Below are 18,619 nucleotides of genomic sequence, written 5' to 3'. Positions count from 1 at the left end.
TTTCATATTTAATAAAAACCAGTTTAGTCTTAAACTGGTTTTTTCTTTATCTATTCAAATTCAGTTTTACGAATCGGTGACTTCTATGACAAAGCTTGTTGTATTTTCAGGTGCTGGCATGAGTGCTGAAAGTGGAATTAGCACTTTTCGTGACAGTAATGGTCTATGGGAAAATTACGACATCCAACAAGTTGCCACACCTGAGGCATGGCAAAAGAATCCTGCTTTAGTTCAACGCTTTTATAATGAGCGTCGTAAAAATATTTTAGAGGCTGAACCTAACGAAGCTCATCAATATATTGCCAAACTACAAGACTACTTTGATGTACAAGTGATTACTCAAAATATTGATGATTTACATGAACGGGCTGGGAGTTCTAACGTTTTACATTTGCATGGAAACATTCGTTTAGCGAAAAGCTCTGGCCCGAATGCACAATTTACAACACAGTTTTACCATATTAATGGCTGGAAGCTAGATTTAGAACAAGACTTTTGCCCAGATGGCTATCCCCTGCGTCCACATGTAGTCTGGTTCGGTGAAGCTGTACCCGCTTATGAAGAAGCAATTCAATTAGTACAAAGTGCAGATATTTTTATTGTGATCGGCTCGACATTAAGCGTATATCCTGTTGCGACTTTAGTTCATGAAACTTCAAATCAATGTAAAGCCTACTATATAGATCCAAATGCTGATCATCTGCGTGTTCCTCATCAATATGAATTATTAAAAATGTCAGCGACTCAAGGAATGCATAGACTTTTTGAAAATTTAATCGGCTAATTGCTATTTTTAGACACTAAATAAGCCTAACTTGAATAAAAAAAATTATTAATTGAATAAAAAATTGTCGATTTTTTTAACTTTATTCTAAATTTCTATAATTTTTTTTTGACCAATAGCCTATTTATAACTCAATATCGATTTATTTTTTTAGAAAATGACATTTTTTTGCTGAAAAAGTTTAAAAAAATAAATATTAAAAAACTATAAGTTAATGATTAATATTATAATTTTATATCTTTAAAATCAATTTATTTCAAGTTACACAATGATACAAAAGTACAATATAAAAATAACAGTGCAAAAAAAATCTTTTGTGGTTGAATCTCAACCTCTTGGATGCCGTACAAGAAAACAGCGACCTGGATTAGGTTACAATCACGGATTATGGATATAAGGACACACATCCATTATGAGTTATTTTGATCCCACCCTCATCATGTTTATGGTGTACATCGTAGCAATGGTTCTTATTGGCTTATTTGCCTACCGTGCTACAAGCGACTTCTCAGATTATATTCTCGGTGGTCGTAGTTTAGGCAGTTTCGTAACTGCATTATCCGCAGGCGCATCAGACATGAGTGGTTGGCTGCTCATGGGTTTACCAGGCGCAATTTATCTTTCTGGTTTATCTGAAGCGTGGATTGCAATTGGTCTTATTATCGGTGCTTGGCTTAACTGGCTACTGGTTGCTGGTCGATTACGCGTTCATACTGAAGTCCAAAATAATGCACTCACGTTGCCAGATTATTTTACAAGCCGTTTTGATGATCAGAAAAAAGTACTTCGTATTTTCTCTGCCGTTATCATCTTGGTTTTCTTTGCAATTTACTGTGCTTCAGGCATGGTAGCAGGTGCCCGTCTATTTGAAAATTTATTCGGAATGTCTTACAACACGGCTATTTGGCTCAGTGCTATCGCGACCATCAGTTATGTTTGTATTGGTGGATTCTTGGCAATTAGCTGGACCGATACGTTCCAAGCTGGCTTAATGATTTTTGCTCTATTGTTAACACCAATTGTGACTTACCTTGCGATTGGCGACACGACTCATTTCGTTACGCTCATTGAAACTGCTCGCCCGCATGCGTTTAACATCATCTCCGATTTGAGTGTTGTGGCGGTTCTCTCCTCCATGGCATGGGGCTTAGGTTACTTTGGCCAACCACATATTCTTGTGCGCTTCATGGCTGCTGACTCTGTAAAATCAATCCCTGCTGCTCGTCGTATTGGCATGACGTGGATGATTTTATGCTTAATCGGTGCTGTAGGTGCTGGTTTCTTCGGTATTGCTTATTTTGAACAACACCCTGAATTAGCAGCAGTTGTGAGCAAAAACCCTGAAACAGTATTTATGGAATTGACTAAAATTTTATTCAATCCATGGATTGTAGGTATCATTCTGGCTGCGATTTTAGCTGCTGTGATGAGTACATTGAGTTGCCAGCTTTTGGTATGTTCGAGTGCATTAACAGAAGATTTATACAAAGGTTTCATTCGTAAGAACGCTTCTCAGAAAGAACTTGTATGGGTTGGGCGTGTTATGGTTCTTGCCATTGCTCTTCTCGCAATTTTTCTTGCAGGCAACCCTGATAGTAAGGTTCTTGGCCTTGTTGCTTATGCATGGGCTGGTTTCGGTGCTGCATTTGGTCCGCTTATCATCTTGTCACTATTCTGGAAACGTATGAATTTACAAGGTGCTTTAGCAGGTATGATCGTTGGTGCAGTTGTAGTGATTGGCTGGAAAAATCTTTTCGCAGACACTGGTGTTTACGAAATTATCCCAGGCTTTATCCTTGCATTTATCAGCATCATTGTAGTGAGTCTCTTAACTAAAGCGCCAAATACGACAGTAACTGGCCGCTTTGAAAAAGCAGATGAACTCTACAAAGAAAGTGTATAAGTTATTGAAATAAATCAAAGGGGCTTCGGCCCCTTTATTTATTTTTAGTTTTGATTTTAATTTTTGAAGTATCTTTTACAACTTGCATGACAGGATAACTACGAGTCTCTTTTACCCCTGGTAATTGCCACAGTACCTGCCCTGCAATTCGTCTAAACTCTTCCATGCTGCCACTTCGTAATTTAATTAAAAAATCAAACCCACCACTCACCATATGGCATTCAACAATTTCAGGATAGTGAACAACAGCATCAATAAACTCATCTAAAACATTGGGTGTTGTTTTATCTAATAGCACCTCTACGAACACCAAAAAATTTGCATTTAACTTGATTGGATTCAATTTCGCTTCATATCCCAAAATAAAATCATCCTTTGTCAACTTCTGCACTCGAGCCATAACAGCAGTTGGCGACAAGTTAACAAGTTCGGCTAATTTACTATTAGAAATTCGCCCATCTGTTTGAAGAATATCCAAAATTTTTAAATCAGTACGGTCAAGGCTTAATATTGGGCCATTCATCTGAATTTTCCTCTAAAAAAAGGACAAAATATAGTGAGTTATTCGGTGTTTCTTCTGTAATGATAAATTATCTAAACCTCTCTACTCAAGAAGGGAGTATGAGAGTTGCTTGGCGGAAACTGATATGAACACAATGGATACTTTTCATCAAATGGATAAATCTCACCAAGGCTATATCACCGAATTTAACGATAAAAGTGAGTTTGAACAACGCATTAATACAGCTTGGCGACGTGCTGAACCAGAAGCTGTAGAAGAGCTATTACAAGCTGCCGCGGTATCTGATGATTTAGATCATAAAATTTATGACCTTGCTTTTAATCTTGCCAATAATTTACGTGAACGTAAGACCTCTTCGGGTAAAGCAGGTATTGTTCAAGGGTTATTACAAGAATTCTCTCTTTCTTCACAAGAAGGCGTGGCACTCATGTGTCTTGCCGAAGCTTTGCTTCGTATTCCAGACTCTGCAACACGTGATTTGCTTATTCGAGATAAAATCAATCAAGGTAACTGGAAAGAACATGTTGGTCAAAGCAGCTTAATGTTTGTAAATGCTGCAGCATGGGGCCTCATGTTAACTGGTAAGCTCATGGAAACTCCTAAGCAAACCAGTCTTTCAAGTGTACTTACTGGCCTTTTAGCACGCAGTGGACGTGGCATCATTCGTAAAGCTGTTGACGTTGCAATGCGTATGATGGGTGAACAGTTTGTGACTGGTGAAACCATTGAAGAAGCTGTAGACCATGCGAAAGTACTCGAAGACAAAGGTTTCCGCTATTCTTACGATATGTTAGGTGAAGCAGCCTTAACCGAACATGATGCTGAACGCTACTTTAACGATTATACGCAAGCCATTCATGCAATTGGTAAAGCGTCTAATGGTAAAGGTGTTTATGATGGTCCGGGTATTTCAATTAAGCTTTCTGCTTTACACCCTCGCTATCAACGCGCGCAAATTGAACGTGTTCATCAAGAACTTTACGGCAAAGTATTTGAACTCGCTCGTTTGGCTAAAAAGTACAATATTGGCTTAAATATCGATGCTGAAGAATCAGAACGTTTAGAAATTTCTCTTGAGTTACTAGAACGTCTTTGCTTCGAGCCAGAACTTGCAAACTGGAAAGGTATTGGCTTCGTTATTCAAGCTTATCAAAAACGCTGTTTCTTCGTGGTTGATTATATTATTGACCTTGCTAAACGCAGCCAAAAGCGTCTCATGATTCGTCTTGTGAAAGGTGCATATTGGGATAGCGAAATTAAGAAAGCGCAAATCGAAGGTATGGATGACTACCCTGTCTTTACTCGTAAAGTACATACCGATTTATCTTATATCGCATGTGCTAAAAAATTACTTGCAGCGCCAGAGTTCATCTATCCGCAATTTGCCACTCATAATGCTCAAACATTGGCAACGATCTATCATTTAGCTGATCCAAGCAAATATTATGCCGGTCAATATGAATTCCAATGCTTACATGGCATGGGCGAACCGCTTTATGAACAAGTTGTTGGTCCACGCGAGCAAAATAAATTAGGCGTACCATGCCGTATTTATGCTCCTGTTGGTAACCACGAAACTTTGTTAGCTTATTTAGTTCGTCGTTTACTCGAAAATGGCGCGAATACTTCATTCGTTAACCGTATTGCCGATAAAACACTTAAAGTTGAAGATCTTATCCAGTCTCCAATTTATGATATTCGTCATGCAGCTAAGCTTGAAGGTTCAGTTGGTTTAAAACATCCATCAATTCCTCTACCTTTAGATATGTACGGAACACTTCGTAAAAACTCTAAAGGTTATGACTTAGCAAATGACACCCCACTTGCAGCTTTAGATAGCACAGCTCAAGAATTACGTAATCGCATTTGGCAAAGTCATCCATTATTGGCAAATAACGAGTCATTAGAGCAAGGTCATTCTGTTGCAATTACAAACCCAGCACAAAATGATGAAATTGTTGGTTATGTGCAAGAAGCTGATCTTAAGCATGTTGAAATTGCTCTTAATGCAGCTGAACAAGCACAATCAGAATGGTCAAATACGCCTAAAGAACAGCGTGCTCAATACTTAAAATGTGCAGCTGACCTAATGGAAAGTCGCATTCAAGAATTGATGGTTTTACTTTGCCGTGAAAGCGGGAAAACTTATGCCAATGCCATTGCAGAAGTTCGTGAAGCTGTAGATTTCCTACGTTACTACTCAACTCAAGTTGAGAATCTTCCTGCAAATACAGCTATTCAGCCTTTAGGTACTGTACTTTGTATTAGCCCGTGGAACTTCCCTCTTGCTATTTTCTCTGGTCAAATTGCTGCAGCATTAGTCAGTGGTAACTGCGTTATTGCTAAACCTGCTGAACAAACCCCATTAATCGCAGCTCAAGCAGTTCAGATTTTATGGGAAGCTGGTATTCCACATGGTGCTGTACAGTTACTTCCTGGCCGCGGTGAAACAGTAGGTGCTCAGCTTAGCCAAGATAGCCGTATTGATGGCATCATGTTTACTGGTTCGACTGAAGTTGCAAAAATTTTACAGAAAACCGTTGCGAAACGTTTATCTGAAAATGGTCAATCTATTCCTCTCATTGCAGAGACTGGCGGTCAAAATGCAATGATTGTGGACTCATCAGCATTAACTGAACAAGTCGTACTTGATGTTGTAAGTTCTGCTTTTGATAGCGCGGGTCAACGTTGCTCTGCTTTACGTATTTTATGTGTGCAAGAAGACAGTGCTGTAACCGTGATTAAAATGCTTAAAGGCGCAATGCAACAGTTGATCGTAGGTAACCCTGCGATTTTAAAAACTGACATTGGTCCTGTTATTGATGACGAAGCAAAACAGACGATTGATCAACACATTCAAAAAATGAAGTCAAAAGGCTATCCAGTACATCAGTTGATGTTTGGTGCAACAAGTCAGAATGAACTAGATAAAGGAACCTTTGTTGTACCAACAGCAATTGAACTCCCTAACCTTGATGATTTGCAGCGCGAAGTTTTTGGTCCAGTTCTCCACATCATTACCTATAAGTATGGTGAGCTTGAGCAGTTGATCTCACGTATTAATGCCAAAGGTTATGGTTTAACAATGGGTCTACATACCCGTATTGATGAAACCATTCAAACGGTCATTCAACATGCTGAAGTTGGTAACCTTTATATCAACCGTAATATTGTGGGTGCTGTCGTTGGTGTACAACCATTCGGTGGTGAAGGTTTATCTGGTACAGGCCCGAAAGCTGGTGGTCCGCTTTACATGTATCGCTTGATGCAGCATTGTTCAAACAAAGTATTAGCAACACCATTTGCTATGAAGACTGAGCAAACTGCTTTTGAAGGCTTTAACCGTGAGGTTTATAAGAGCTTACAAAATTGGGCAAAACAACATTTACCACAAGCAAATCGTGAAATTGAACCATTTGGTGTAGGCAAGTTTTATGAGTTACAAGGTCCTACTGGGGAAAGTAACCAATATATTATTTTGCCACGTCATCGTGTTCTTTCTATCGCTGATACAGAACAAAATCAGTTGCATCAGTTGCTCGCAATTTTTGCAGTGGGTAGCCAAGCGGCCGTAATGCCAAATAGTCCGTTATTGGCAAAATACAAACAAACATTGCCAAAAGATGTGCTTGCTGCAATTACTACAGTTAAAAATATCGCATCAGATGATTTTGATGCAGTTTTACATCATGGTAATCGCGAAGAGATCTTCTCATTACAGCAAGAAGTTGCTAAACGTTCTGGTGCAATTGTTGGTATTACACATGTTGAACCAAATGAGGCTATTCCACTTGAGCGTTTAGTGATTGAACGTGCAATTAGTGTGAATACAGCTGCAGCTGGTGGTAACGCAAGCTTAATGACAATGACTGATTAATCGATAATTTTCAAAAAAAAGCCCAAATCTCAGTATTTGGGCTTTTTTATTTAATAAAGTAATCTATTCCTAAATATATAAATTTTATCAATTCGAGATTCTAATAATGATTTTTTTAGAACCAGAACAATATCAACAAAGATGCGCTCAACTTTTTAATTCGTATAAAAAAGATATTTCCACACTTCTACCCTTTGCCAAAATTGAGCACATTGGTTCATCTGCAATACCGAATGCTATTTCAAAAGGTGATCTAGATATTTATGTTGAAGTTAAACCTGATCAATTTAAATTCGCAATTGAACGCTTAAAAACACTTAATTTTATCGAAAAACAAAATACATTAAGAACACATGAGCTTTGTATGCTCGAATCACTCAACAATGATGATGTAGCATTTCAAATTGTAGTCACGGATTCAGTATTCACATTTTTCTTAGCCTTTAAAAATAAGCTTATAAAATCACCCACGTTGGTTAATGAATATAATCAATTAAAATTACAGTGTAGCCATTTAGACCCCGATCAATATAGAACAATAAAATCAGATTTTATTAATCGTGTTTTAAATTAGCTCTAGTTTAGGTACCTGCTTTCTCTTATGAATATCTGGTTAAAATTGGCTCCTGTAAGTTCAATTTTTTTGATACCATTCACTATTTGATTCTGTCTAAATTTTCTTTGTCTATGACCTCTTCTTATCGTCAACAACTTCAAGCTAAAATTGAACGCATTACTACTCAATTTTCTGAATTTACACCACCTACATTAGAAGTGTTTGAATCACCTGAACAACATTTCCGTATGCGTGCTGAATTTCGTATCTGGCATACAGAAAATGATATGTTCTATGCCATGTTTGAGCGTAATAATGACGACAAGCAAAAAACCGTTGTACGCATTGATGAGTTTCCAATTGCAGATCAAAGCATCAATGATTTAATGCCAAAACTTTTGGAAAAACTCAAAGCTGAGCCTAAGCTCTCTAACCGTTTATTTGAAGCTGATTTCCTCGCAACACTTAGCGGAGAAATGTTAGTTACCCTCATTTATCACCGTAAACTGGATCAAGAATGGGAACAAGCCGCTAAAGCGCTTGCCGATAAATTAGATATTAAGATTATGGGCCGTAGTCGTGGCCAGAAAATTGTTATTGGCGATGATTTCGTCGTTGAAGAATTCGAACTTTTAAATCGTTCATTTAAATATAAACAAATCGAAAGCAGCTTTACTCAACCTAATGCACAAGTTTGCAAAAAAATGCTGCAATGGGCATGTGACGCAGCTGAAGGATCAAAGAAACACTTACTAGAACTTTATTGTGGTAATGGTAATTTTACGCTTCCGCTCTCTTTAAAGTTCGAACGAGTATTGGCTACCGAGCTTGCAAAATCCTCTGTTTATGCAGCTCAATGGAACATTGAACAAAACCAAATTGATAATATTCAAGTAGCACGCCTATCGGCTGAAGAGTTTACTCAAGCTTATCAAGGTGAGCGCGAATTCCGCCGCCTACAAGAAGCGAATATTGATATTCAGAGCTATGACTTTGACACCGTATTTGTAGATCCACCACGTGCAGGAATTGATGATGAGACTTTAAAACTTCTACAAGGTTTTGAACGTATTATCTACATTTCATGTAACCCTGACACGTTATATGAAAATTTAAAAACGCTCAGTCAAACTCATCGAGTGACTAAATTTGCCTTATTTGATCAGTTCCCTTATACACATCATGTAGAGTCTGGTGTTTTACTTGAGAAGATTTAAACAAAATCTTTCATTGTAAAGTTTTAAGTAAGGAGGTTATATACCTCCTTATTTTTTAACGCTTTATTAGTTAAGTATTTAAATTTTCAAAAAATATCAAGTCATCTATTCGTCATAATTTCGTTTAACTCAAGCATTCCCATCGAAAATTCTCGAGTTTAAGTGGTGGATTTATCACTTATAGAGTCTTGTATTTTATTTTAAATTGGCTATATTTCGAGCTATGTTAGGTTGTATATGAAGGCTCTATGAGTTTTTGGCAAAAGCTGTTCTTGGCAGATCAACAGCATAACGAGCATAAAAACCAAACTGCTTGTGTTGAAAATGACTGCTCATGTAAAACTAATGAACAACTTCTAAGTGCACTTGCACAAGTAACAGATGAAGATGTCATTAAGGGAATTAAAAAAGTTCTTATTTCCCGTGGTTATAGCCGAAAAGAGTTAAATGAACTCACTCAAAAACCGTCTATTCATTAATTAAAAAGCCAGTCTTGTACTGGCTTTTTTATATTTCACTTTAATGCACAATTAGACTCATCCACCCAACCGACCATTGGTCCCATTTGAAATTGCTGATCATTCCGATTGTTCTTTTGCATATATAAACTAGAAATAGAACCATCGAGATATAAAGCTTGCTCTACTTTAAGATTTCTTTGAAAAAACTCGGCAAAATTATAGAAATTCACCCTATTTTTCGATATTACAAAGTAGAGTTTATTATCTCGAATACCAACTCCATTACGAATTTTCTTTGATTGAGAGTTTGGTAAAAAAAGGGAATTTATCTTTCCTTCAATAACTAACATTGGCCCAGATTGGGTTGCATAATCAACTTTCAAATTTTGTAGGCTATATTGTTGCGTAGTTAAAACAAAGACCTGTTTTTTATTCCAAGCCAACACGCCATTCGGCTGTAAAAAGAAATTTCCCAATCCTTTATGCTCATTTAAGGGCTGAACTACCTTAGCTCGTTCAATATACAACCCTACTGGAGAAAATCCTAAATGAAACATCCCTGCATTCATTGCAAAGCTAAGCTGCTCACACTGCTTTAATTGTTCCTCAATATTGTTAAAGCTTTTATAGTATTGCTGATTATTAGGATTCTTTAAAAACAAGTGCAATGCTTTAAAATCGCTGATCGAAACCACATCGTATTGATCACCTTCCACCGTTTTAACCTGCTGATGTGCTATAGCATATGCAGACTGAAACAAAAGCCCATACAAAGCTAAGCACCCGACGACCCATTTCATTTAACGTCACCTGACATGACATTTTCCCTTCATATTAATTTCTTAAATTATATACAAGAAATATGAATAGATTGGATATGCATCAAATTCCTTCATTCGACGTAATCAATACACTGCAAATTGCTGATATTGGTTATAATGTTTAGCAGCTTTTCAATAAAAGCCATTTACACTTTATTGGATCAGCGTAAGCATGCAACAACTGAATAAACGCTACCCTTTAGGGGCTCACCTCATCGTAAAGCATCTCGGCTATAGCCATCATGGTATATATGCAGGGAGAGGTCGAGTTATCCATTATTCCGGCTTAGCTCATTTCATCAAAAAACGCCCGATTGAAATCACTTCAATAGATGCTTTCTCGCATGGCAAAAAAATACACGTCCGTTCTTATGACAAACCTCGTTATAAAGGAAAGATTGTTGTTCGCCGAATGCGTTCTCGTATGCATGAAAACCACTATCATTTGATTATTAATAACTGTGAACATCTATGTAGTTGGGCAATTACGGGTATTGAAAGTAGCACTCAAGTTGAACGTATGATGCATCGCTTAACGACTATTGGCTATGTAAGCTCAATCATGAGCTATATGAATGGTATGATGCTGACCGTTGCAACTACATGTTTTGCTCTGGTTCTTTATATTAAAAAGAAACTGCGCGATCAGGCAAAAAGAAAAGTCCCTACTTACCAGTTCTTAAGAGAAAAATCTCAGAAAAGAAATATCGATCCTTCAGCGCCTTTAGTATTTATAGACCCAGATAAAAAAGAGCCAGTCTAAATAAAAAAGCCCTCATATTTGAGGGCTTTTTAGAAAACTTATAACTTATTTTTTAGCTGCATTAGCAACAGTTGCTTCTGTCGTAATATTTACAGTGATCTTATCACCAACGTTCGGTACATAACTTCCTAAACCAAAGTCAGAACGCTTGAATGAAGTTGTAGCATTAAAACCAATCGCTGGAACTTTAGCCATTGGATGCTCGCCCTGCTTGTTTAAAACAGCGTCAAGTACAACTGGCTTAGTTACGCCTTTAACAGTTAAGTCACCAGTAATTTTAAAGTGCTTTTTGTCTTTGGTTTCAACTTTAGTACTTTTAAACGTAATATTTGGATATTTAGCAGCATTAAACCAAGCTTCTTCTTGGAACTCTTTATCTAAAGCAGGTACGTTTGTATTTACACTGCTTAAAGGAATAGTCACATTTACAGATGAATTTGCTGGTTTAGCATTATCAACTTTAATTACACCTTGGATATCCGAGAAGTTAGCGCTTGGAGTAGAGAAACCAAAGTGATTCCATGAGAAAACAGTAGCTGTATGTGTTGGGTCAATTTTGTAGTCTACTGGTGCAGCTAAAGTAACTGAACTAGCCAATGCTACTGCCAAACCGAAGCTTAATGTTTTAAGATGCATTTTTCGTATCCTTTATTGATATAGTCGTTAGTGTATACATCAAGTAATTTAATTCACTATTCTTTATAAAACGATATGTTTCATCCATGCAACAATAAAAGCGTTACAGTTATTATTTAAAACTAATATTATAAAGTAGCGGTACTGTCACACCGTGTTCGAATTCTAGAATTTCATTTTTACTTCAAATTTATTGATTCATAATAAGGTAAAACATGGCTAATACTGCTCAAGCACAAAGTACTTCTACTCCATATCGGGTAACTCTCACCGATCCTTCAGGCCATCAATGGTTTGCAGATGAACCGACTGATAAAGGTGGACAAGATACAGCTCCGAACCCAGTTCAGCTTTTATTAGCCGCTTTAGGAGCTTGCACTACAATTACATTAGAAATGTATGCGAATCTTAAAGGTATTAAGCTTGATCATGTTCAAGTGGATTTAGCATTAAACCCTAATGGCGAACCTGAAAAAGGCCAAAATAATATTGAACGAAAAATTACACTCAAAGGTGAATTTACTGAAGACCAGCATAAGCGATTACTAAAAGTTGCAGAGAATTGCCCTATTCATAAGTTATTAACCTCTCAGATTAATATCCAAACAGAACTCACTATTTAACTTCTCAAATAAAAAAGCGCTCTATCTAGAGCGCTTTTTTACACTACTTTAATATTTAAGCAGTTAATTCTTTTACAGCTGCAACAACAGCTTCAGTCGTAATACCAAAGAATTGGAACAAATCTTTTGCTGGTGCTGACTCACCATAAGTTGTCATACCAATTACTTTGCCATCAAGTCCAACGAACTTCCACCAATAGTCAACATGAGCCGCTTCAACAGCAACACGCGCACGGATATGAGCTGGCAATACTGCTTCACGGTATGCGGCATCTTGCTTCATAAATTCTTCTGCACATGGCATAGAAACTACACGCACACCTTCAAGTTGTGCATAAGCTTCCATTGCTAAAGAAATTTCTGAACCAGTTGCAATAATAATCGCTTTTAATTCGCCTTTTTCTTGAGCAAGTACATAACCGCCTTTTGCAGCGTTTTGAATTTGCTCTTCAGAACGTGTTTGGAACGGCAAGTTTTGACGAGAGAAAATAAGTGCTGTAGGGCCATCTTTGCGTTCTAAAGCAGATTTCCAAGCAATTGCAGTTTCTACAGTATCCGCAGGGCGCCATGTATTTAAGTTAGGTGTACCACGTAATGAGGCAATTTGTTCAATCGGTTGGTGAGTTGGACCATCTTCACCCAGACCGATTGAGTCATGTGTATAAACATGAATTACACGTTGTTTCATTAATGCAGACATACGTACTGCATTACGTGCATATTCCATAAACATTAAGAATGTTGCAACGTAAGGAACGAAACCACCATGCAATGCAACGCCATTAGCGATCGCAGTCATACCGAATTCACGTACGCCATAGTAGACATAGTTACCAGCTGGGTTTTCTTGAACACCTTGGCAACCTTTCCAAAGTGTTAAGTTAGAACCTGCTAAATCAGCAGAACCACCTAACAATTCAGGTAATAAAGGACCAAATGCTTGTAATGTATTTTGGCTTGCTTTACGAGTTGCAATTGTCTCGCCTTTCGCATTTGTTTCACGAATAAAAGCATCTGCTTGCGCTGCAAATTCTGCTGGTAAGTCACCACTGATACGACGAAGTAACTCAGCCGCTTCAGTTGGATATTTTGCTTGATATTGTGCAAATACCGCATTCCAAGCTGCTTCAGATTCACTACCTTTTGCTTTTGCATCCCATGCAGCATATACATCAGCAGGAATAACAAATGCTTCTTCGTTCCAGCCTAATGCTTCACGAGTTAAAGTAATTTCATCTTTACCTAATGGCGCACCATGACAGTCTTCTTTACCCTGCTTATTTGGTGAACCTAAACCAATAATCGTTTTACACATAATGATTGTTGGTTTCTGAGTTTCAGCTTTTGCTTCGATTGTCGCTTGACGAATCGCATCAGCATCATGACCATCTACACGAAGAACTTGCCAACCATAGGCTTTGAAACGCTCTTCTGTATCGTCGCTGAACCACCCTTCTACTTCACCATCAATTGAAATGCCATTATCATCATAATAAGCAATCAATTTACCAAGTTGTAATGTGCCAGCTAAAGAACATACTTCGTGAGAAATACCTTCCATTAAACAGCCATCACCTAAGAAACAGTAAGTGAAATGGTCAACAACTTTTAAATCATCTTTATTAAATTGAGCAGCCAATGTTTTTTCTGCTAAAGCAAAACCAACAGCATTAGCAATACCTTGACCTAAAGGACCAGTTGTCGTCTCTACACCCGGTGCATAGCCATATTCAGGATGACCAGGAGTTCTAGAATGCAATTGACGGAACTGTTTTAAATCTTCAATTGAAAGATCATAACCTGTTAAATGAAGCAAAGCGTATTGCAACATTGAGCCATGGCCATTTGATAAAACAAAACGGTCACGGTTTGCCCATTGTGGATTTGTTGGGTTGTGATTTAAAAACTCACGCCAGACGACGTCAGCAATATCTGCCATCCCCATTGGAGCACCTGGATGCCCTGAGTTTGCTTGTTGCACAGCATCCATTGCCAATACACGAATTGCATTTGCAATACGACGTTCGTTTAAAGGGGTCGTCATAGATCAGAATCCAATTTTAATAGATTGATGAAAAGAAGAAGATGAATAACCATTCAATGCCGCTATATTGTCTTAAAAAAAAGGCTGAGGGTAAACCCCAACACGGTATATTTCTTTATTTTTAACCATTTCTTGGTTACACAAAAAACATTTGAATCTTTAAGTTATATAAAACAATGCTTATTTCTCTACAGACTGCTCAAATTTCAAAGTATTTCCCCTGTTAGTTTTTGATATATAGTTAAAATATTCCCCTCATCTTGCATAAGCTGATCGTATTAGTTTTCTTTAAAGTCCAAATTTTTAGATAAAATCTTTTTATTGGTTTATATGTCTAAAAAACACACGAGCAACAAGTTGTTAAAATATAAATACTTTAAATTATAACTCTCTATATCAATTTTACTAATACACTTATCAATTAAAACACACTATAAATGAAATAAATTCATGCTTTTTAGTCAGTATGAACTGGTCCTCAAGCTCAAGTCGATGTAACATATTATGTCTTTTGAAATAACCAAGATAGGACTTTCATGCGCGAGTACGCTGTTTTTACCTCGGAATCTGTAAGCGAAGGTCATCCCGATAAAATGGCCGACCAAATTAGCGACGCTATTTTGGATGCAATCTTAAAAGAAGACCCATACGCACGTGTTGCTTGTGAAACACTGGTAAAAACAGGCGCTGTTGTACTTGCTGGTGAAGTAACAACGACTGCTAATATTGATGTTGAAGCTGTTGTTCGTAATACTGTTAACGGTATTGGTTATCACCACTCTGATCTTGGCTTTGATGGATCAACGTGTGCTGTAATCAATATGATTGGTAAACAATCTCCTGAAATTGCTCAAGGTGTAGACCGTCAAAAACCAGAAGATCAAGGTGCTGGTGACCAAGGCCTAATGTTCGGTTATGCAAGCCGTGAAACAGACGTGCTTATGCCTGCGCCGATTTCTTATGCTCACCGCTTAATGGAGCGTCAAGCTGAACTTCGTCGTTCAGGTGCCCTTCCATGGTTACGCCCAGATGCAAAAAGCCAAGTTACTTTTGCCTATGAAAATGGCAAGCCTGTACGTCTAGATGCTGTTGTTTTATCTACTCAGCACGATCCTGAAATTTCTCAAAGCCAGCTTAAAGAAGCAGTTATTGAAGAAATTATCAAACCGATCATCCCTGCTGAAATGTTCCATGCAGCTACTAAGTTCCACATTAACCCAACAGGTATGTTCGTTATTGGCGGCCCTGTAGGTGACTGTGGTTTAACGGGTCGTAAAATTATTGTTGATACATACGGCGGTATGGCTCGTCACGGCGGTGGTGCTTTCTCTGGTAAAGATCCATCTAAAGTTGACCGTTCTGCTGCTTATGCTGGTCGTTATGTTGCAAAAAATATCGTAGCTGCTGGTCTTGCTGACAAATGTGAAATTCAAGTGAGTTACGCAATTGGTGTAGCAGAACCTACTTCGATTTCAATTAATACCTTTGGTACAGCAAAAGTTTCTGATGAGTTGATTATTCAACTTGTACGTGATCATTTCGATTTAAGACCGTTTGGTATTACTCGTATGTTGGATCTTCTTCAACCAATGTACAAACAAACCGCGGCTTATGGTCATTTTGGTCGCGAAGGTTCAGATTCTGCATTTACTTGGGAAAAAACTGATAAAGTTGATGCCCTTAAAGATGCTGCTGGCCTCTAAAATAAAATCGTAAAAAAGCCCGCCATTGAGCGGGCTTTTTTATTTATAGTTCAAATTTTATGGTATGTAGGGTTTAATCTTCTAGCAATCATCCTTGACGCCATATCATTTGTAGCTGTAATCAAAATCTATTGTCTTGTCGTTTTATCATCCTGATTTAATACATCCAGTAAAGTTGACTGCGTTGGAGTATCTTGATGATTCTGGATATAAATATGGACAACTTTAAATACAACGACAACAGCTAGACAAGCCATCACACAAAACATCCATAAGCCATACGGGCTTCGAATATGTTGTGAACCACAATATGGACATGATTTATCAGTCGATGCCACAACTTTGTCGCAACACGCACAATGGTATTGATATAGCATAGGTAACCCTCCTTCCCTCATTTCAACCGTTGTTGTTTTAATAGGTTTGCTGCATTTTTTAATTTATACATCCTTTATATTTATCCTATGTGAAATGAATAGATAATTCAATCTGGATGAACAATTGAGTCAATTAAAAAAATATTAATTAAAAACAAACATATAAGTTAAATATTATTTTTATAGGACTATTTTTCTTATTTTGATATTTTGCCAAATTTGTTAAAATAAGCGAATAATCTCACATTTTAGGCAAATGCATGTCACATACAAAGCTCATTAATAAAGGTGGCTTTCGCGAACGAGCCAATCGAAGCCGAGGTTATCAACAATCTGAAAATAAGCAAACAGCCTTAGCTTCAAACAAATATCAACCTCAAGCAAAACCACAAGAAAGCCCAACTGAATTGGCTCAAACAGATTCTATTGTGACTGAATCTCTAACTAAATAATTTATATCTTCTTAAAATAAAAAAGGCCTAAACTTTGGAGGTTTAGGCCTTTAGATAAGGTATCTTATTAATCCTTATTTTTATGTTCAATTTTCTTGTGATCTGGAGTGACTTCTCGCGCTTCTCCGTCAATAATGCTTGAATCACGGTATTGACCTTGACTACCACCACCTTGTTGATTCTGCATATCTTGCATTTGGCGCATTAGAACAGCAAATGGGTTTTGCCCCCCCATATTACCGCCCATACCACCCATCATTTTTTCCATCATAGCTTGTTGGCGTTTTGCGAGAGTTCTCATCGCTATATTACGGAAAGCAGTTTGAACACCAGGGATCAAAATTAAAACCGCTAAAACATCAGAAACAAGACCTGGCAACATTAATAAGAAACCTGCAAAAGCATAAGCAAGTTTTTTAGTTACTGCCGGATCATTGCCGAGTTGGCCAGTCATCTGCATTTGCTGTAATTGAGGCATAATACCAGCAGTACTTCTGCGAATAAGTCCTAAACCAATAAAGAAAGCAAGAATGAACCAAAAGAATACATACCATCCACTGATGAACTGTGCTACGCCAATCCATACAGCAATTTCAACAATCGCGCCCAGAACTACAATAAGAAGTAAATTCATGTAAAACTTTATCTATCTCAAAAAGAAAATTCATTGCAGTTTATTTGCCCCAACCCTATCGAAACAGCCAGAGTCTGCAATACTAGAGTACATTTGATTTTTACTCGATAAAAACAAATATGCTTTATTATTAATGAGTGCTGTATCAAGTTTATCAAGTGCAACTTTAATCAGATTTTAATTTTTTTTACTCTAGTTAAACGGAAAGCCCTCAAAAAAGCAGTTTTTAGTACAACAAAAACTTAGGTTCTTAGAAAATTTGGACGTATTTCTTTGTTTGTATAGTTTTTTATGAAATTTAAAAAGTAGCTATGGGTATAGAGTTTCCTAAATAACTTACATTTTCTCTATCTAAAAGTACCTCTATTCAAGTTAAATTAAAGAATAACTCTTTTAAAGTTACATAGACTCATGACTAAAAAAACTCTTTTCTTTGCCATTGGTACGATGTTTTTATCGGCGTGTTCTTTTAATACCGTAGAACAACATCAAATACAGTCAATTTCTACCAATAAAAACTCAGAGAAAATTCAATCATTGTTTGATCAAGCACAAACTACAGGTGTTTTAATTATAAAACGTGGCCAAACAGAGGAAGTCTATGGTAATGATCTTAAAAGAGCATCAACCGAATATGTTCCCGCCTCTACCTTTAAAATGTTAAATGCTTTGATCGGCCTTGAGCATCATAAAGCAACACCAACTGAAGTATTTAAATGGGATGGGCAAAAGCGTTTATTTCCCGATTGGGAAAAAGACATGACATTAGGCGATGCTATGAAAGCTTCTGCTATTCCAGTTTATCAGGAACTAGCTCGACGAATTGGCCTTGATCTTATGTCTAAAGAGGTAAAGCGTATTGATTTCGGTAATGCTGATATTGGTTCAAAAATAGATAATTTTTGGCTTGTTGGCCCACTTAAAATTACACCTCAACAAGAAGCCCAGTTTGCTTATGAACTAGCCCACAAAACTCTTCCCTTTAGCAAAAATGTGCAAGAACAAGTTCAATCTATGTTGTTCATAGAAGAAAAAAATGGACGAAAAATTTATGCTAAAAGTGGTTGGGGATGGGATGTTGAACCACAAGTTGGTTGGTTTACAGGCTGGGTGGTTCAACCACAAGGAGAAATTGTAGCGTTCGCACTTAATTTAGAAATGAAAAAAGGAATACCTAGTTCTATTCGAAAAGAAATTGCTTATAAAGGATTAGAACAATTAGGTATTTTATAATTTAGACCCTAT

17 protein-coding genes are annotated in these 18,619 nt (G+C 37.3%); 11 read left to right on the top strand and 6 right to left on the bottom strand.

Going from position 1 to position 18,619, the window contains the following annotated elements; all coding sequences use genetic code 11:
• The first annotated feature begins 76 nt into the window (after nucleotides 1-76).
• Together B806_RS0114840 and putP are read left to right on the top strand one after the other, a co-directional pair.
• Nucleotides 77-784, top strand: coding sequence for a Sir2 family NAD-dependent protein deacetylase (locus B806_RS0114840; protein WP_079381104.1), 708 nt, complete (start codon nucleotides 77-79; stop codon nucleotides 782-784).
• 412 nt (nucleotides 785-1,196) lie between these two features.
• Complete coding sequence (gene putP / locus B806_RS0114835) at nucleotides 1,197-2,687, top strand: sodium/proline symporter PutP (RefSeq protein ID WP_017403198.1); 1,491 nt, start codon at nucleotides 1,197-1,199, stop codon at nucleotides 2,685-2,687.
• A 34-nt stretch (nucleotides 2,688-2,721) separates the two neighbouring features.
• Here the strand turns inward: putP and B806_RS0114830 are convergent, their stop codons facing one another.
• Nucleotides 2,722-3,210 (bottom strand): Lrp/AsnC ligand binding domain-containing protein, encoded by a 489-nt coding sequence (locus B806_RS0114830; protein ID WP_017386809.1) that lies wholly within the window; start codon nucleotides 3,208-3,210, stop codon nucleotides 2,722-2,724.
• Between the two features lie 124 nt (nucleotides 3,211-3,334).
• On the opposite strand from B806_RS0114830, the gene putA reads away from it, so the two are divergent.
• From putA to B806_RS0114810, 4 genes are all read left to right on the top strand, one after another.
• Nucleotides 3,335-7,087: a trifunctional transcriptional regulator/proline dehydrogenase/L-glutamate gamma-semialdehyde dehydrogenase gene (gene putA, locus B806_RS0114825; protein ID WP_017386808.1), complete on the top strand. Its 3,753-nt coding sequence runs from the start codon at nucleotides 3,335-3,337 to the stop codon at nucleotides 7,085-7,087.
• A gap of 106 nt (nucleotides 7,088-7,193) precedes the next feature.
• Nucleotides 7,194-7,661 carry a GrpB family protein gene (locus B806_RS0114820; protein WP_017403197.1) on the top strand — a complete coding sequence of 156 codons (468 nt, stop codon included), beginning with the start codon at nucleotides 7,194-7,196 and terminating at the stop codon, nucleotides 7,659-7,661.
• Nucleotides 7,662-7,774: 113 nt separating this feature from the next.
• A complete protein-coding gene (trmA, locus tag B806_RS0114815) occupies nucleotides 7,775-8,860 on the top strand; it encodes a tRNA (uridine(54)-C5)-methyltransferase TrmA (protein WP_017386806.1) in 1,086 nt (361 codons plus the stop codon).
• Between the two features lie 248 nt (nucleotides 8,861-9,108).
• On the top strand, nucleotides 9,109-9,339 hold the full coding sequence (locus B806_RS0114810) for a hypothetical protein (protein ID WP_017386805.1): 231 nt from the start codon (nucleotides 9,109-9,111) through the stop codon (nucleotides 9,337-9,339).
• A gap of 35 nt (nucleotides 9,340-9,374) precedes the next feature.
• Here B806_RS0114810 and B806_RS0114805 read toward each other — a convergent pair whose 3' ends face one another.
• Nucleotides 9,375-10,121 carry a phosphodiester glycosidase family protein gene (locus B806_RS0114805; RefSeq protein ID WP_017386804.1) on the bottom strand — a complete coding sequence of 249 codons (747 nt, stop codon included), beginning with the start codon at nucleotides 10,119-10,121 and terminating at the stop codon, nucleotides 9,375-9,377.
• 193 nt (nucleotides 10,122-10,314) lie between these two features.
• Here B806_RS0114805 and B806_RS0114800 point away from each other — a divergent pair, with 193 nt between their 5' ends.
• Nucleotides 10,315-10,905, top strand: a complete 591-nt coding sequence (locus B806_RS0114800; protein ID WP_017386803.1) for a lecithin retinol acyltransferase family protein — start codon at nucleotides 10,315-10,317, stop codon at nucleotides 10,903-10,905.
• Nucleotides 10,906-10,950: 45 nt separating this feature from the next.
• Here B806_RS0114800 and B806_RS0114795 read toward each other — a convergent pair whose 3' ends face one another.
• The gene (locus tag B806_RS0114795; protein WP_017386802.1) at nucleotides 10,951-11,541 is read right to left on the bottom strand and encodes a YceI family protein; all 591 of its coding nucleotides are present in this window, start codon (nucleotides 11,539-11,541) and stop codon (nucleotides 10,951-10,953) included.
• 215 nt (nucleotides 11,542-11,756) lie between these two features.
• On the opposite strand from B806_RS0114795, the gene B806_RS0114790 reads away from it, so the two are divergent.
• A complete protein-coding gene (locus B806_RS0114790) occupies nucleotides 11,757-12,164 on the top strand; it encodes an OsmC family protein (protein WP_017386801.1) in 408 nt (135 codons plus the stop codon).
• Between the two features lie 55 nt (nucleotides 12,165-12,219).
• Here the strand turns inward: B806_RS0114790 and tkt are convergent, their stop codons facing one another.
• Entirely contained in the window at nucleotides 12,220-14,208 is a 1,989-nt protein-coding gene (gene tkt / locus B806_RS0114785; RefSeq protein WP_005076314.1) for a transketolase, read from the bottom strand.
• A 536-nt stretch (nucleotides 14,209-14,744) separates the two neighbouring features.
• On the opposite strand from tkt, the gene metK reads away from it, so the two are divergent.
• Nucleotides 14,745-15,911, top strand: coding sequence for a methionine adenosyltransferase (gene metK / locus B806_RS0114780; RefSeq protein WP_005069601.1), 1,167 nt, complete (start codon nucleotides 14,745-14,747; stop codon nucleotides 15,909-15,911).
• A 128-nt stretch (nucleotides 15,912-16,039) separates the two neighbouring features.
• Here metK and B806_RS19955 read toward each other — a convergent pair whose 3' ends face one another.
• Nucleotides 16,040-16,288 (bottom strand): hypothetical protein, encoded by a 249-nt coding sequence (locus tag B806_RS19955; RefSeq protein ID WP_002121448.1) that lies wholly within the window; start codon nucleotides 16,286-16,288, stop codon nucleotides 16,040-16,042.
• Nucleotides 16,289-16,548: 260 nt separating this feature from the next.
• On the opposite strand from B806_RS19955, the gene B806_RS0114770 reads away from it, so the two are divergent.
• The gene (locus B806_RS0114770; RefSeq protein ID WP_017386800.1) at nucleotides 16,549-16,740 is read left to right on the top strand and encodes a hypothetical protein; all 192 of its coding nucleotides are present in this window, start codon (nucleotides 16,549-16,551) and stop codon (nucleotides 16,738-16,740) included.
• Nucleotides 16,741-16,807: 67 nt separating this feature from the next.
• On the opposite strand, the gene B806_RS0114765 is transcribed toward B806_RS0114770, so the two are convergent.
• A complete protein-coding gene (locus tag B806_RS0114765) occupies nucleotides 16,808-17,374 on the bottom strand; it encodes an FxsA family protein (RefSeq protein ID WP_017403196.1) in 567 nt (188 codons plus the stop codon).
• Between the two features lie 411 nt (nucleotides 17,375-17,785).
• On the opposite strand from B806_RS0114765, the gene B806_RS0114760 reads away from it, so the two are divergent.
• A complete protein-coding gene (locus tag B806_RS0114760) occupies nucleotides 17,786-18,607 on the top strand; it encodes an OXA-213 family carbapenem-hydrolyzing class D beta-lactamase OXA-421 (protein WP_017386798.1) in 822 nt (273 codons plus the stop codon).
• Nucleotides 18,608-18,619 lie beyond the last annotated feature (12 nt).

The sequence above is a fragment of the Acinetobacter sp. TG2027 genome, from assembly GCF_000302435.1.
Taxonomy (GTDB): Bacteria; Pseudomonadota; Gammaproteobacteria; order Pseudomonadales; family Moraxellaceae; genus Acinetobacter; species Acinetobacter pittii.
Note: the sequence above shows the minus strand (reverse complement) of the source record. Positions and strands in the feature narration are given on the sequence as shown.

Coding starts and splice junctions, on each gene's coding strand:
- putP (WP_017403198.1), top strand. CDS start 1,197: ATGAGTTATTTTGATCCCACCCTCATCATGTTTATGGTGTACATCGTA.
- B806_RS0114830 (WP_017386809.1), bottom strand. CDS start 3,210: ATGAATGGCCCAATATTAAGCCTTGACCGTACTGATTTAAAAATTTTG.
- putA (WP_017386808.1), top strand. CDS start 3,335: ATGAACACAATGGATACTTTTCATCAAATGGATAAATCTCACCAAGGC.
- B806_RS0114820 (WP_017403197.1), top strand. CDS start 7,194: ATGATTTTTTTAGAACCAGAACAATATCAACAAAGATGCGCTCAACTT.
- trmA (WP_017386806.1), top strand. CDS start 7,775: ATGACCTCTTCTTATCGTCAACAACTTCAAGCTAAAATTGAACGCATT.
- B806_RS0114810 (WP_017386805.1), top strand. CDS start 9,109: ATGAGTTTTTGGCAAAAGCTGTTCTTGGCAGATCAACAGCATAACGAG.
- B806_RS0114805 (WP_017386804.1), bottom strand. CDS start 10,121: ATGAAATGGGTCGTCGGGTGCTTAGCTTTGTATGGGCTTTTGTTTCAG.
- B806_RS0114800 (WP_017386803.1), top strand. CDS start 10,315: ATGCAACAACTGAATAAACGCTACCCTTTAGGGGCTCACCTCATCGTA.
- B806_RS0114795 (WP_017386802.1), bottom strand. CDS start 11,541: ATGCATCTTAAAACATTAAGCTTCGGTTTGGCAGTAGCATTGGCTAGT.
- B806_RS0114790 (WP_017386801.1), top strand. CDS start 11,757: ATGGCTAATACTGCTCAAGCACAAAGTACTTCTACTCCATATCGGGTA.
- tkt (WP_005076314.1), bottom strand. CDS start 14,208: ATGACGACCCCTTTAAACGAACGTCGTATTGCAAATGCAATTCGTGTA.
- metK (WP_005069601.1), top strand. CDS start 14,745: ATGCGCGAGTACGCTGTTTTTACCTCGGAATCTGTAAGCGAAGGTCAT.
- B806_RS19955 (WP_002121448.1), bottom strand. CDS start 16,288: ATGCTATATCAATACCATTGTGCGTGTTGCGACAAAGTTGTGGCATCG.
- B806_RS0114770 (WP_017386800.1), top strand. CDS start 16,549: ATGTCACATACAAAGCTCATTAATAAAGGTGGCTTTCGCGAACGAGCC.
- B806_RS0114765 (WP_017403196.1), bottom strand. CDS start 17,374: ATGAATTTACTTCTTATTGTAGTTCTGGGCGCGATTGTTGAAATTGCT.
- B806_RS0114760 (WP_017386798.1), top strand. CDS start 17,786: ATGACTAAAAAAACTCTTTTCTTTGCCATTGGTACGATGTTTTTATCG.